We start from the raw sequence: 15221 nt of genomic DNA, 5'->3' as shown, positions 1-15221 counted from the left end.
TCTTATAGAGCAATAAGAGAGTACACGATAAAGAAAATCATCCGGCTTGCCTGGTAAGTCGGACAGAACCGAAGCGGAGGGCAATTATGCTACAGATTATAAAAAACGCGAACGTCTTGAACCAAAAAGGGGAACTTGAACGGAAAACCATCATTATAGATGAAGGTAAAATTAAAAAGATCGCTGGTCTGGAAGACCAAGCCGTTCTGGATGCCGAAAAGTCAGCGCAAAGTGTGACAGACGCATCAGGCAAACTGGTTATTCCGGGATTGATCGATATGCACGTACATCTGCGTGAACCTGGATTCGAACACAAAGAGACGATCGAGACAGGTGCCCGTTCAGCAGCACAAGGTGGTTTTACAACAATCGCTTGCATGCCTAACACAAGACCAGTAACAGATACAGCGGAAGTTGTGAAGCTTGTACTGGATAAGGCCAAAGAAGCTGATCTGGTTAAAGTGTTGCCTTATGCAGCCATTACAAAAAATGAACTGGGTCGTGAACTTACCGATTTTGCCGCATTAAAAGAAGCAGGCGCTATTGGATTCACGGATGACGGTGTAGGCGTACAGAACGCTCAAATGATGAAAGATGCCATGAGCCTCGCGGCAAGCATGGATATGCCAGTGATCGCTCACTGTGAAGATGACTCACTGGTTGTTGGTGGATATGTGACGGAAGGTGAGTTTTCGAAGCGTCACGGAATCAAAGGGATTCCAAATGAATCCGAAGCCATCCACGTTGGCCGTGATATCTTGCTCGCAGAAGCAACGGGAGTTCATTACCACGTCTGCCACGTAAGTACAGAACAATCGGTTCGTCTGATTCGTCTTGCGAAGTCCATCGGGATTAAAGTAACTGCTGAGGTATGTCCGCACCATCTGGTGTTGTCGGATGAAGATATCCCGGGCATGGATGCCAACTGGAAAATGAACCCACCGCTGCGTTCACCACGCGATGTGCAGGCTTGTATCGAAGGTTTGCTGGACGGCACGCTGGATATGATCGTAACTGATCACGCGCCACACAGTGAAGAAGAAAAAGCCAAAGGCATGGAGCTGGCACCTTTCGGAATCGTAGGATTCGAAACAGCCTTCCCACTGCTGTACACCAAGTTTGTGGAAACAGGACTGTGGAGCTTGGACTTCCTGGTGAAACGTATGACAGCTGATCCGGCACGTGTATTCCGACTGGATACAGGCAAACTGGAAGAGGGAGCACCAGCCGATATCACAATGATTGACCTGAACGAGGAAAAAGCGGTTGATCCTGCAACGTTTGCAACCAAAGGAAGAAACACACCATTCACAGGCTGGAAGCTTAAAGGCTGGGCCGTACAAACTTGGGTGGATGGCAAAAGCGTGTGGGATAACACGGTACAACAGTAAAACGGCAACTCATCAAATTAATAAAGTTTCTATCATTAACTCTTTATAACATCAAGTCTTTATATCTCTATATCTATAACTTTTACACCAGTAACATCTTTGCGACTAACTCGAGGCAAATCATGCCGAGAGTCTAACATACGAAACAAGCAAAGTTGAATGTCATGATTTTGAATTTGTGCGCCACATTAGCTTACGAAGTGGACAGAAAGGACCCTGAAAAGCGAAGCGTTCGCCTTTATCACCGGATTACACCATTTGAAAATGGATCAAAGTAATTCGGGGATAACAGCGATTGAAGGGTTTTCTGTCCACGGAGTGCCACGCTACTGTATGCTAACGTTCAACCCAAATGCCATTCAACGTTGATAAACACAGAGGAGTGAAATGGGATGCAGGCACAGGCAAGATTATTGTTGGAAGACGGCACACTGTTCACCGGGAAAGCATTTGGTGCTGAAGGTGAAACGACAGGTGAGGTCGTTTTTAATACGGGAATTACAGGCTATCAAGAGGTGCTTTCGGATCCTTCCTATTGCGGTCAAATCGTAACCATGACGTATCCGCTGATCGGAAACTACGGCATTACGCGTGATGACTTTGAGTCGATTCGTCCATACGTGCACGGTTTCGTTGTACGTCGTCATGAGCCAACGCCAAGCAACTGGCGTGCGGAATATAGCGTAGACAATCTGCTTAAAGAATACGGTATCGTAGGAATCAGCGAAATTGATACACGCATGTTGACTCGCCGGATTCGTCACCACGGCACAATGAAGGGAATTCTCACAACAGGATCGAAGCCTGTGGAAGAACTGCTGGAGATGATGGGAGACACTACCATTGCCGAGCTGCGTAACCAAGTGCCAATGACTTCTACAGAGCATGTCTACAACAGCCCGGGAACGGCTGAGCGTATTGTGCTCGTGGATTATGGTGCGAAAACAGGAATCTTGCGCGAACTCAGCAAACGTAACTGTGACGTTGTTGTTGTTCCACACGATGTAACAGCAGACGAGATTCGTCGCTTGAACCCGGACGGCATTCAACTGTCCAACGGCCCTGGGGACCCGAAAGACGTACCTCACGCAGTTAAGATGATCAGTGAACTGCTTGGCGAATACCCGATCTTCGGTATCTGCCTGGGTCACCAGTTGTTCGCACTTGCGGCAGGAGCAGACACCGAAAAACTTAAGTTTGGACATCGCGGAGGAAACCACCCGGTGAAAGAACTGGAGAGCGGACGTTGCTTCATCACATCCCAGAATCACGGATTTACCGTAAACGAAGAGTCTGTGAAGAACACAGATCTGGAAGTTACACATATCAACAATAACGATAAGACCATTGAAGGTCTGAAACATAAATCATTCCCGGCATTCTCGGTTCAATATCACCCTGAAGCAGCCCCGGGTCCTTACGACAACAGCTATCTGTTCGACCGCTTCATCGAGATGATTCGCGAGCACAAGATCACTAACCCGCAAAAGCCGCGTCAAGCCGTATTGGCAGCCGCAGTGAAAGGAGCACAATAACATGCCGATTAACAAAGATCTCAAAAAAATCCTGGTGATTGGTTCCGGTCCAATCGTCATCGGTCAAGCGGCCGAGTTCGACTATGCCGGTACACAAGCTTGCCAGGCTCTGAAAGAAGAAGGCGTGGAAGTTGTACTTATCAACAGCAACCCGGCGACCATTATGACGGATACAAACATGGCTGACAAAGTATACATCGAGCCTATTACACTGGATTTCGTGACCCAAATCATTCGTCAAGAGCGTCCAGATGGCTTGTTGCCAACACTGGGTGGTCAGACAGGTCTGAACATGGCGGTAGAACTGGCACGTGCAGGCGTGTTGGAACGTGAAAATGTAAAATTGCTCGGAACGCAGCTGACATCCATCGAGAAAGCGGAAGATCGTGATCTGTTCCGTGACCTGATGCGTGAACTTGAACAGCCTGTACCTGAGAGTGTGATTGTAACGACACTTGAAGAATCACTTGAATTTGCAAATGAGATTGGTTATCCAATCATCGTGCGTCCAGCTTATACGCTGGGCGGAACAGGTGGCGGAATCTGTGCGAACGAAGAAGAGCTGCGCGAAACTGTGGCAGCGGGAATTCGTTATAGCCCAATTGGGCAATGTCTGGTCGAGAAGAGCATTGCAGGCATGAAAGAAGTCGAGTATGAAGTTATGCGGGACAAAAACGATAACTGTATCGTTGTCTGCAACATGGAAAACTTTGACCCGGTAGGTGTTCATACAGGCGACAGTATCGTTGTAGCACCAAGCCAAACTTTGTCGGACCGTGAATATCAAATGCTGCGTTCAGCTTCACTGAAAATCATCCGTGCCCTGAACATCGAGGGTGGATGTAACGTACAGTTCGCACTGGACCCACACAGCTTCCAATACTATGTTATCGAAGTTAACCCACGGGTAAGCCGTTCATCGGCTCTGGCTTCCAAAGCAACGGGTTATCCGATTGCGAAAATGGCTGCCAAAATTGCCATGGGTTACACACTGGACGAAATCGTGAACCCGGTAACAGGTCAAACGTATGCTTGTTTCGAGCCTACGCTGGATTATATCGTGAGCAAAATCCCACGCTGGCCGTTCGACAAGTTCATCTCGGCGAACCGTAAACTGGGAACTCAGATGAAAGCAACAGGCGAAGTAATGGCTATTGGCCGGACATTCGAAGAGTCGATTCACAAAGCAGTTCGTTCCCTGGAAATTGGCGTACATCGCCTCTACCTGAAGGATGCCGAAACGCTGGACGAAGATACCCTGAACGAGCGTCTGATCAAAGCAGATGATGAGCGTATCTTCCTGATTGCCGAAGCATTCCGCAGAGGGTATACGTTGCAACAACTGCAGGATCTGACCAAGATTGACTGGTGGTTCCTGGACAAAATCGAAGGTCTGATCGCATTCGAAGATCGCATTCGCGAAGAATCCGAATTGTCTTCCGATATTCTGTATCAAGCGAAACGCCTTGGATTCACAGACCGTGCCATTGCCGAACTGCGTGCGCAAGGTCAACCAGGAGGCACATTAACAACTGAAGCGGAAGTTAGAACTCGTCGGGAAGCAGAGAACCTGCGCCCGGTGTACAAAATGGTAGATACATGTGCAGCTGAGTTCGAAGCAACAACGCCATATTACTACTCGACTTACGAGACAGAAAATGAAGTTATCCCTTCAGACAAGAAAAAAGTTGTGGTGCTGGGTTCAGGACCAATCCGGATCGGTCAAGGGATTGAGTTTGATTACTCTACTGTACACGCAGTATGGGCATTGCAAAAAGCAGGCTATGAAGCAGTTATTATCAACAATAACCCGGAGACGGTGTCTACGGACTTTAATACATCGGATCGCCTGTACTTTGAACCGCTCTTCTTCGAAGATGTCATGAACGTGATTGAACAGGAGAAACCAGTAGGGGTTATCGTACAGTTCGGTGGTCAAACGGCCATCAACCTGGCAGCGCCACTGCGTAATGCAGGTGTAACCATTCTCGGAACGGATCTGGAAAGCATCGATGAGGCGGAGGATCGCAAGAAATTCGAACGTCTGCTCTCCCGTCTGGAGATTGCACAGCCAAAAGGTAAAACGGTCATTTCCGTTGATGATGCGGTAGAAACGGCTCAAAGTCTGGGCTACCCGGTACTGGTTCGTCCTTCCTATGTACTCGGCGGTCGTGCGATGGAGATTGTATACTCCGATGCTGAATTGCTGACATACATGGAACAGGCAGTTAAAATCAATCCGGAGCATCCGGTCCTGATCGACCGTTACATGATGGGTAAAGAAGTTGAGGTTGACGCCATCTGTGATGGTGAAACGGTATTGATCCCGGGAATCATGGAACATATCGAGCGTGCAGGGGTCCACTCGGGTGACTCCATCGCGGTATATCCTCCTCAACACCTGTCCCAGGATTTGAAAGAGAAAATTGTAGAGATTACAATCAAAATTGCGAAAGAACTGAAAACGGTAGGTTTGGTCAACATCCAGTTTGTTATCCATGATGGCCAAGTGTACATTATCGAGGTGAACCCGCGTTCATCCCGTACCGTACCATTCCTGAGCAAAGTAACCAACATTCCGATGGCGAACTTGGCAACTCAAGCCATTCTGGGTGTGAAACTAAAAGATCTTGGTTATGTTGACGGGCTGTGGCCTGAATCGGATCATGTATCTGTTAAAGTTCCGGTCTTCTCCTTCGCGAAGCTGCGTCGTGTAGAGCCAACCCTCGGACCTGAGATGAAGTCTACAGGTGAGGTTATGGGCCGTGACCCGAATTACGCTAAAGCATTGTTCAAAGGTCTGATCGGCGCAGGAATGAAAATTCCGGCAACCGGAGCGATTGTTGTGACTGTAGCAGACAAAGACAAGGACGAAGCAGTTCCTTTGCTCGAAGGTTTCTACAGACTGGGTTACAAAATCATGGCTACCGGCGGAACAGCAGCTGCGCTTGAAGCAGCGAACATTCCGGTAACGACTGTGAACAAATTAAGTGAAGGTTCGCCGAACATTCTGGATATGATCCGCAGCGGCGAAGCAAACTTTGTCTTCAACACACTCACCAAAGGCAAAACACCGCAACGTGATGGATTCCGTATCCGTCGTGAAGCGGTAGAAAACGGCATTGTATGTATGACTTCATTGGATACGATTCGTGCGCTGCTGATCATGCTGCAAACGATCAACTTCTCTTCTGAAGCAATGCCTGCCTTTATAAAATAAATATCCACTGATGAAGGACATCAGTCAGCCTGCGGGCTGGCGGGATGTCCTTTATATCGGGCGAAAATGGAAAAAATGAGCAAGTGGAGGGGAGCGCTGGTGATGAATCAAGCGAGTTTCAATGAAATGGCTGGCCGTCTGATGGTGGCACTCGATTATCCTGGAGCGGAAGAAGCGAAAGCATTGGTACAAGCTCTTGAAGGCATTCCCTGTTATCTGAAAGTGGGTATGCAGCTGTTCTACGCAGCAGGACCGGACTTCATTCGGGAGCTGAAATCCAAAGGTTATTCCGTTTTTCTGGATGTGAAAATGCATGACATTCCCAACACCGTTCGTGGCGGTGCTGAGAGTATCACACGTCTTGGGGTAGACATGTTTAATGTGCATGCCGCGGGTGGAACGATCATGATGCGTGCTGCACGTGAAGGTGCTGAGGCAGCAATCGCTGCCGATCCTTCCCTTAGCAAGCCCGAGATCATTGCAGTCACCCAACTCACCAGTACAAGTCTGGAAACGATGAATAACGAGATTGGCATCCCGGGAAGTGTGGAAGCTGCTGTGGTCCGTTATGCAGGACTGGCCCAAGAGGCCGGACTGGATGGGGTTGTTGCTTCTCCACTGGAAGTGCCCGCAATTCGGGCAGCGTGTGGCAGTGCTTTTCACACCGTTACACCAGGAATTCGTCCAGCGGGTAGTGGTCTGGGAGATCAGACACGAGTCTTGACGCCGGGTGAAGCCATTGCCAGAGGAAGTCATTACATTGTTGTAGGCAGACCCATTACAGGCGCTCCCAATTCGCGTGAAGCGGCAGAAACCATTTTGAAGGAGATGTTGAACGCATGATCGAACTGAATGAGATTCCGAATCATATTGCTTCCCAACTGTTGAAAATTAAAGCCGTGGCGTTACGTCCGCAGCAACCATTTACATGGACATCCGGCATCAAATCACCAATATACTGCGATAACCGCTTAACGATGTCCTATCCCGAGATTCGCAACGATATCGCTGAAGCCTTTGCAACGATCATTCGTAACCAATACCCGGATGCAGAAGTCATTGCAGGTACGGCAACCGCGGGTATCCCGCATGCTGCCTGGGTGGCTCAGAAGCTGGATCTGCCGATGGCCTACATTCGTGATAAAGCGAAAGGACACGGCAAGGAGAACTTGATTGAAGGTCTGATTACCGAAGGACAGAAAGTGGTTGTCATCGAAGATCTGATCTCTACAGGTGGAAGTTCGATCAAAGCAGCCGAAGCTGTACGCGTTGCAGGTGCAACACCGTTGGCTGTGCTTGCCATTTTCAGCTACCAGCTTGATAAAGGTGTTAAAGCATTTGAAGATGCTGGAATTCCACTTCAGACGCTATCTAATTACACCGCGCTGATGGATGTGGCTTTGGCTCAGGGAACGATTCAGGAAAGCGATTTTGAATTGCTAAAATCCTGGCGTGAAGATCCTTCTTCATTTGGTAAATAATATCATTGATACCTCGAAAAAATGTTCATGAATGAACGGTATCAAAATTGTAATGATTGCCGTCATAGCGGCAAAAGCATCGAATATGCAAGAGGCATCCCGCACTTTGGGGTGCTTTTTTCGTTTGTTCATCAAAATATTAACTTTTTCTCTCTACCGTTGTAAAAAGCTTGTAACTTTTAGTTGGGATCGGTCGTTTATAATTCAGTGTAGGTTGGAACAGATTTCTAATTTTAGGTTTTTTGAAGAAATGATCGGGATATCAAGAAAGGATGAGCGTGATTGCTGGCATGAAGAATTTATTTCTCAGAAAAAGACCTGCCAAGAGCCAGTCAGGCGATGAACATCAACAAGAGGAAACACCGTTGGAAGCATCGACGGAGTCGGGGGAAAATACATACATAAGTGACCCAGCGCACCCGACAAGTGAAGCATCTTTATCTGAAAGTGGAATTGGTTCGGATGAAGTGGCTGCAACGGCTGTCACCACCGTTGATGAACCCCAGAAGAAGATCAAACCAAAGAAGGATATGTTGCCTCCATATGATGGACCTGTACTGGAGGTGCGTAACGTGCATCGCAGTTTCCAGACAGGCAGTCGCATTATCCATGTGCTCAAAGGCATTGATATGGAAGTGAATCCGCAACAACTAGTCATGCTGAAGGGGCGATCGGGCTCGGGCAAAACAACACTGCTGAATATGCTCGGTGGACTGGATCAGCCTTCAAGTGGAGACATTCTGTTCTCTGGCCAGCCTCTTCAGGATTGGGGAGACCGGCGGCGAACCGCTTTGCGGCGCAAAGAGATCGGTTTCATTTTTCAGGCATATGCACTCATGCCCTTATTATCTGCTTGGGAAAATGTAGAACTGTCGCTGCGAATGGCGGATGTTCCGCGAGCGGAGTGGAAGGACAGGGTTGGTCACTGTCTGGATCTGGTTGGACTATCCAAACGGGTGAAGCACCGGCCATTCGAGATGTCCGGGGGAGAACAACAGCGGGTGGCTATAGCCAAGGCGATTGCCCATAGACCCAGATTATTGCTTGCGGATGAACCTACAGCGGAACTGGATTCCAAGATGGGCGCTCAGGTCATGGCCGTATTCCGCAATATTATTGAAGTAGAACAAGTAACGATATGTATGACTACACACGATCCTACAATTTTGGAGGTTGCGGACCATGTTTATGAAATGGCGGACGGCAGATTTATCAAGTAAAGGGGCCGCTCCGAAGAGGGGGAAACGCGCAGCACTTATTGTACTTGGTGCGATAATGCTTGCAACGATGTCCGGCTGCTCATTGCTGCCGTCAGAAACAGAGGAAGAAGTACTTCCGCCTATTACACCACCAACGATCTCCAAGAAACCGGAATATGAAGTCCGGACGGAAACGTTGGAGAAAAAAGTAAGTGGCAGTGGAAAAATGATGAGTCAGCGGGAAGAGAAGGTGTACTTCACGCTTGATGGCATGCATATCAAAGAGTTAAATGTTAAACCAGGGGATAAAGTGAAAAAGGGTCAACTTCTTGCTGTCCTGGATGTGGAGAGTGTGGAGAAGGAGATCCGTGGCAAGAAACTGGCTATTCGCAAATCCGAAGTTCAAATGAAGGAAACACTTCGCAAGAAGGATGAGATGGACCCGGTGGAGTTTGAAGAATCAACGATTGCGTTTGAAGAACTGCGCCAGGAACTCGCTGATCTGGAGGAACAACTGGGCAAAGCCACGTTGACAGCTCCGTTTGGCGGTACCGTTATTGCTGTGCAGGTAGAGAAGGGTGCAGCCGTGAAAGCGTATGATCCGATTGCTACGATTGCGGATACATCCAATCTGGTTGTGGCAGCTACCTTTGCCAAGGAAGATCTGGAGAAGTTCTCCGCGGGTATGAAGGCAGAAGTAGATATTAATGGAGCTGGTAAAGTCTCTGGCAAAATTAAAGTTATGCCTATCGCGGAAGCATCGGGAAGCGGCAGTGGCGAAGGGACGGGTGAAGGCGGTACGCCTCCAACCAAGGAAACGCTGGATAAGTATGTTATCGTTACACTTGCGAAAATGCCAAAAGGCGTCGAACGTGGTACACCACTATCGGTCTCGATTGTAACGCAGCGTACCGAGAACGCAATTGTGATTCCTGTATCCGCTTTACGCTCCATCGGTTCAAGAACGTATGTGCAAGTGGTGGAGAGTGATGGCAGCAAGCGTGAAGTGGACGTTGAAGTTGGTCAGCAGACATCGACAGATGTCGAGATTCTGAAAGGTCTGACCGTAGGCCAGAAAGTAGTGGGACGCTAATGGGGCTGCCATTGCTTCGGCTGCTGTTCCGCAAAATGTGGAACACGCGCTGGATGACCTTCAGCACACTGATCGGATTGATTGTGGCGGTAGCGTTCACCGTCAGTATTCCAATGTATGCCGATGGTGCGTTGAAACGGGTCGTCGCGCAAACGCTGCAGGATAACAGTGAAGGGTTGCCAGCCGGTTCGTTGCTTATGAGTTATCAGGCACCCGGTGGCGTGAAGACAGACACACGGGGTCTGGATGAAGTAGATCGTTATATTCGTGAGGATGTCCCTCGCGATATTGGTTTTCCTTTTCATACGTATGTGAATTCAAGATCTATTCGCAGCACAGAGGTGAGCCCGGAAGATCCAACCAAAGTGGATGCCAGCAGGGCGCGCAGTATGAGTCTGGGTACGATGAGTGGGCTGGATGCACAGGTGAATTACTCTGCCGGGGTGAAACCTGGAAACCAGGTCAAAGATGACACGATCGAGGCAGTCATGTTGGAAGAGGGCATGTACCGTAACGACCTGCATATCGGTGACATTCTGGAATATCCGGTGTATAGCGGTCTTGATATCACGTTACGTGTGAAGATTACGGGTTCGTTCAAGGCAGATGATCCGAACAGCCCTTACTGGGTACAAGGATTTGACGGCATGATGAATGGACTTTATGTGGATGAATCGGTTTTTAATGATGTTTTACTGAAGGAAAAAGGGATTCCACTTCAAAATTCACGTTGGTATTATGCCTTTGATCTGAAAGAAATTCAAACCAGCCAGTTATCAGGTCTGACTTCCATGCTGGAAAGGCTGGATATCGATCTGTACCAGCGGCTGAAAGATACAAAAGTGGACATCACCTTTGGTGATCTGCTCAAGCAGTTCCGCAGTCAGAGTCTGCAACTGCAGACGATGTTGTTTACCTTGGCAGCACCGATGATTGCGATGGTCTTTTATTTTATTGCGATGAATGCCAGACAGTCATTACAGAAGCAAGAGAGTGATATTGCGGTATTGCGCAGCCGTGGAGCTTCAGCTCGGCAGATCTTCTCTCTCTACCTGCTTGAAGGCATATTTCTGGGCGCTATTGCGCTGGTTATTGGGCCGTTGCTTGGTTGGTTTATGGCCAAGAGTATCGGTTCAGCAAGTGGCTTTCTCTCGTTCGTAGATCGGAAGTCTATTCCGATCGGTGTATCAAAAGAAGCTATTCTCCTGGGCGTAGCAGCGGTCCTTGTTGCGATCATCGCATCACTTATCCCTGCGATAACCTATGCACGGGCAACCATTGTATCTGCCAAACGGCGGCAAGCACGGACAGACCGTGCTCCAGTATGGCAACGCTGGTTCCTGGACGTTGTGTTACTGGGTCTGGCTGGATATGGATATTACCTGTTCTATGAACGTCAGATGTTGACCTTCCAGACCGGAATGACAACCGATCAGCTGCAGGTACAGCCGTTTCTGTTCTTTGTACCGGCACTCGCGATTTTTGCGCTCGGACTATTCTTCCTGCGCTTGTTCCCGTGGATTTTAAAGCTCATCCAGCTGATCGGTCGCAAATTTCTCCCGGTCCCGTTGTATCTGACTTTAACGCAGTTATCACGTTCATCATCTTCTTATTATCCGTTGATGATCCTTCTTGTACTGACACTGGGACTTGGGGTGTACAACTCGGCTGCTGCTCGGACGATTGATCTGAATTCCACTGAGCGTACCTTGTACCGTTATGGTTCTGATGTGATTATGCAGACGGTGTGGGAAGGAACACCTGAGGTTAAACCCGGTGGTTCTGGACAGAATGGCGGTTCTGGTGGAGGTCAACAAGGTGGTGGCAATGGAGGAGGAGGTTCTGCTGGTGGTGGTTCCGGCGGAGGCAATGGCGGTGGAGGTGCTCCAGGTGGTGGCGGTTCTTCGCAGCCATCCAAAGTCATCTACTCCGAACCTCCATTCGAAGTGTTCCGCAGATTAGACGGGGTTGAACATGCAGCACGAGTGCTGCAGACCAAAGGTAATATTATCGTCTCTGGTAAATCGGGCGGACAGGGGATGCTGGTCGGAATTGATAATGTGGATTTTGCTCAAGTGGCATGGTTCCGCAATGATCTGTTCCCGGCACATCCCTACAAGTACCTTGACTTGCTTGGTAAATATGAAGGGGCTGTATTGATCTCTTCCAAATTTGCTGACAAATTTAAGTTGAAAACTGGAGACCTCGTCTCCATGGGTGTACAGGGACAGGCGATTGAATTCGTCGTGTTTGGGATCATTCCTTACTGGCCAGCCCAATATCCGGATCAGATGCCATTCTTCGTGGCGAATCTGGATTATATCTATGATCAGGTGCCTTTGATTCCTTATGAGGTATGGCTGAAAATGGAACCGGATGCCAAAGTGGCTCCATTAATGGAGAAACTCGCAGCAGAAGGCATTGAGTTATCTTCTGTGCGTGACGTACGTACCGAATTGGTATCTCAGGGTAAACATCCGTCAAGAGGTGGCGTATTCGGAATACTGAGCCTTGGATTCCTGGTATCGGTTATCATCTCGTTGATCGGATACGTGCTGTACTGGTTCTTCAACCTGTCCGGACGTGTTGTGCAGTTTGGTGTATTACGGGCCATGGGTTTATCCCGGGCACAACTGAGCGGTATGCTGCTGCTGGAGCAGGTGTTCACAGCGGGGCTATCGATCCTGCTAGGTATTGGAATTGGTCAGGTATCCAGTCGTTTATTCCTGCCATTCCTGCAAACGACGGATAATGTATCTGCTCAGGTACCTCCGTTTCGGATTGTGTTTGAACAGCAAGATATGTTGCAACTGTATGGGGTCACCGTAGTGATGCTGGTTATTGGTGCAACGATGTTGCTCTGGCAGATTCGCAGATTGCGGGTTCACCAGGCAGTCAAAATGGGAGAGGAGAGGTAAACGTGATCCAATGCGAAGGACTTGTCAAAATTTTTAAATCCAGCGATGTGGAAGTCGTTGCCCTTCAGGGTCTCAACCTGACTGTCAATCAAGGTGAAATGATGGCCATCATCGGTAACAGCGGTAGCGGTAAATCCACACTGCTGAATATTCTGGGCGGGCTTGATCGTCCTACGGCTGGTACGGCCGTTGTGGGAGACTGGGATTTGCTCAAGATGACAGATGCCCAATTGGTCGAATACAAACGTCATACGGTAGGTTTTATCTGGCAAAATAACGGTCGTAACTTGCTGCCTTATCTCACTGCACTGGAAAATGTGGAGACTCCCATGATTCTGGGAGGCAAGCGAGATCGTGCTTATGCAAAACAGTTGCTTGAATGGGTAGGCCTTAAGGATCGGATGCATAACAAATTGCATCAATTGTCAGGAGGAGAGCAACAACGGGTAGCGATTGCGATCTCCTTATCCAATCGTCCCAAAATTCTGCTTGCAGATGAACCTACCGGTTCGGTCGATTCCGAGACATGTGATACAATCATGGGCATTTTCCGAAGAATGAACAAGGAGCTCGGCGTTACGATTGTCATCGTTACCCATGACTTGACGCTTGCTGGCAAGGTAGACCGGATCGTTGCGATTCGGGACGGCTTGACCAGTACCGAGTTTGTGAAGCGCAACCCGAATCTGGATGATGAGCATAACTTGTCCGAGGCGGGTATGCCGGACATCCATGAAGCATTTGTCATTATAGACCGTGCAGGACGACTTCAGGTACCAAAAGAGTATCTGGAGGCCTTATCCATTGATAACCGGGCGACATTGGAATTTGACGGTGAACGTATTGTTATTACACCGCCAAGATAATTAATGAGGGGGAATTGGGAAATGAAGAACAGGTTGTGGGGAAAACGTGTGCTGGCTGTCATGGCTACTGCGACGCTAGCATTGCCGCTGATTGCTGGCTGTACGGCAAGTGAGGCGAAAGATACAGAGCAACGTGTATTACGTGTGGCTACAATGTGGGGAGGACAAGACGACAGTTATTTCCGTCAACAGTTTACTGATGCTTTTGAGCTGACCCATCCCAATGTAACCATTGAGATTGTAGCTGCTGTTGATCAGAGCAGCATGTACGGGTATGGCAACACCGAAGAACAGCCGGAAGTTCCGGATACGATGGAAAGTCTGAAGAAGATTATGACTGGCGATAACCCGGTTGACGTCATCGTGGCGGATACCGCTACTGTCAAATCATTAATTCAGGAGAATCTGGTGAAACAGCTGGACCCATTAATGCAAGAAGACAAGTTTGATACCACTGACATTGTTCCTAGTGTGCTGGAGGGTATCAAAGATCTGGGGGATCAGAGCATCTATGCATTGACACCAACGTTCTCATCTTCCGCTTTGTTCTATAACAAGGGCATGTTTGAAAAAGCAGGTGTGGAACCGCCAACGGACAATATGACTTGGGACGATATCTTCAATCTGGGTACCCGACTTACAAAAGGTGAGGGTAAAGATCACGTATTTGGTTTCGCCTTCACGACATATCAGGGTGGTTCGCCTTACTACTCCATGCAGCAGTACTACAGCGCGTTGCAGCTGAAGACGTTTGATGACAAAGCAGAGAAGATGACCGTAGATTCTCCTCAATGGGAGAAAGTGTGGAGCACCATCAGCAAACTTGCCATTGACAAAGTCATCCCTAAAGGCGACGAACCACAGGATCAGAATCCGAGTGGACGTTATGATCCAGTACAGGGTGACCTGTTCCTGAGTGGCAAGGCAGCCATGGCTATTGGTGATTACAGCTATATTAATCAATTAATTGATGCCAATAAAAATGCGGATAAAATGAAAGACTTTACGAAAGTGGATTGGGATGTGGTAACACCTCCAGTTCACCCGGAAGCTCCTGAAATTGGAGGCAGTATCTACCTGAGCAATCTCATGGCGATCAATAGTGCGGCTCAGAACCCGGATGATGCGTGGGAACTGATCAAGTACATGAACAGTGAAGATTGGGCTAAAATCAAGGCGCGTAGCAGCTATGAGATGGTATCCCGGAAGAGCTTCATTAAGCCCAAAGACGGCCTGGATTACAACATTCAAGCATTCTATTCTTTGAAGCCGATTCCGCCAACCAATACCAATCTGGATAAAATGTATCAAAAATCCCCAGGCTTATGGCAAGTCAATGAAAAAGGCATGGAATATTTCAATCAGGTACTTGAGAACAAAAAGACACCAAAAGAAGCACTTGGTGAGTGGGCAGCGAAAGGAAACGAGATGCTGCAGAAATTGAAAAAAGATCCTAAAGCTACGTTTCAATGAGATTTGATGAAGTAGTCATATCATAAGTTAAGGATATAGTCGCTG

Annotated in this window: 10 protein-coding genes; all 10 read left to right on the top strand. The window is 48.3% G+C overall.

Annotated elements, in window-relative coordinates; genetic code table 11:
• The first annotated feature begins 86 nt into the window (after positions 1-86).
• Complete coding sequence (locus ACETMN_RS23550; RefSeq protein ID WP_192134157.1) at positions 87-1391, top strand: dihydroorotase; 1305 nt, start codon at positions 87-89, stop codon at positions 1389-1391.
• Between the two features lie 392 nt (positions 1392-1783).
• Positions 1784-2926 carry a glutamine-hydrolyzing carbamoyl-phosphate synthase small subunit gene (carA, locus tag ACETMN_RS23545; protein ID WP_091014111.1) on the top strand — a complete coding sequence of 381 codons (1143 nt, stop codon included), beginning with the start codon at positions 1784-1786 and terminating at the stop codon, positions 2924-2926.
• A 1-nt stretch (position 2927) separates the two neighbouring features.
• Positions 2928-6146, top strand: coding sequence for a carbamoyl-phosphate synthase large subunit (gene carB / locus ACETMN_RS23540; protein ID WP_091014114.1), 3219 nt, complete (start codon positions 2928-2930; stop codon positions 6144-6146).
• 102 nt (positions 6147-6248) lie between these two features.
• Complete coding sequence (gene pyrF, locus ACETMN_RS23535; RefSeq protein ID WP_091014117.1) at positions 6249-6989, top strand: orotidine-5'-phosphate decarboxylase; 741 nt, start codon at positions 6249-6251, stop codon at positions 6987-6989.
• Entirely contained in the window at positions 6986-7627 is a 642-nt protein-coding gene (pyrE, locus tag ACETMN_RS23530; protein WP_036614805.1) for an orotate phosphoribosyltransferase, read from the top strand. The genes pyrF and pyrE overlap by 4 nt, the downstream gene beginning before the upstream one ends.
• A 290-nt stretch (positions 7628-7917) precedes the next feature.
• Entirely contained in the window at positions 7918-8847 is a 930-nt protein-coding gene (locus tag ACETMN_RS23525) for an ABC transporter ATP-binding protein (RefSeq protein WP_223199737.1), read from the top strand.
• On the top strand, positions 8810-9919 hold the full coding sequence (locus tag ACETMN_RS23520; RefSeq protein ID WP_192134151.1) for an efflux RND transporter periplasmic adaptor subunit: 1110 nt from the start codon (positions 8810-8812) through the stop codon (positions 9917-9919). The genes ACETMN_RS23525 and ACETMN_RS23520 overlap by 38 nt, the downstream gene beginning before the upstream one ends.
• Positions 9919-12837, top strand: coding sequence for an ABC transporter permease (locus ACETMN_RS23515; RefSeq protein ID WP_091014125.1), 2919 nt, complete (start codon positions 9919-9921; stop codon positions 12835-12837). The genes ACETMN_RS23520 and ACETMN_RS23515 overlap by 1 nt, the downstream gene beginning before the upstream one ends.
• A 2-nt stretch (positions 12838-12839) precedes the next feature.
• The gene (locus ACETMN_RS23510) at positions 12840-13703 is read left to right on the top strand and encodes an ABC transporter ATP-binding protein (RefSeq protein ID WP_036614799.1); all 864 of its coding nucleotides are present in this window, start codon (positions 12840-12842) and stop codon (positions 13701-13703) included.
• 21 nt (positions 13704-13724) lie between these two features.
• Entirely contained in the window at positions 13725-15176 is a 1452-nt protein-coding gene (locus tag ACETMN_RS23505) for an ABC transporter substrate-binding protein (RefSeq protein ID WP_091014127.1), read from the top strand.
• The last annotated feature ends 45 nt before the right edge of the window (positions 15177-15221 follow it).

The organism is Paenibacillus sp. M2 (assembly GCF_046713495.1).
GTDB lineage: Bacteria > Bacillota > Bacilli > Paenibacillales > Paenibacillaceae > Paenibacillus > Paenibacillus amylolyticus_B.
The sequence above is the reverse complement of the archived record's forward strand: the minus strand, read 5'-3'. Positions and strand labels throughout refer to the sequence as shown.

Coding starts and splice junctions, on each gene's coding strand:
- ACETMN_RS23550 (WP_192134157.1), top strand. CDS start 87: ATGCTACAGATTATAAAAAACGCGAACGTCTTGAACCAAAAAGGGGAA.
- carA (WP_091014111.1), top strand. CDS start 1,784: ATGCAGGCACAGGCAAGATTATTGTTGGAAGACGGCACACTGTTCACC.
- carB (WP_091014114.1), top strand. CDS start 2,928: ATGCCGATTAACAAAGATCTCAAAAAAATCCTGGTGATTGGTTCCGGT.
- pyrF (WP_091014117.1), top strand. CDS start 6,249: ATGAATCAAGCGAGTTTCAATGAAATGGCTGGCCGTCTGATGGTGGCA.
- pyrE (WP_036614805.1), top strand. CDS start 6,986: ATGATCGAACTGAATGAGATTCCGAATCATATTGCTTCCCAACTGTTG.
- ACETMN_RS23525 (WP_223199737.1), top strand. CDS start 7,918: ATGAAGAATTTATTTCTCAGAAAAAGACCTGCCAAGAGCCAGTCAGGC.
- ACETMN_RS23520 (WP_192134151.1), top strand. CDS start 8,810: ATGTTTATGAAATGGCGGACGGCAGATTTATCAAGTAAAGGGGCCGCT.
- ACETMN_RS23515 (WP_091014125.1), top strand. CDS start 9,919: ATGGGGCTGCCATTGCTTCGGCTGCTGTTCCGCAAAATGTGGAACACG.
- ACETMN_RS23505 (WP_091014127.1), top strand. CDS start 13,725: ATGAAGAACAGGTTGTGGGGAAAACGTGTGCTGGCTGTCATGGCTACT.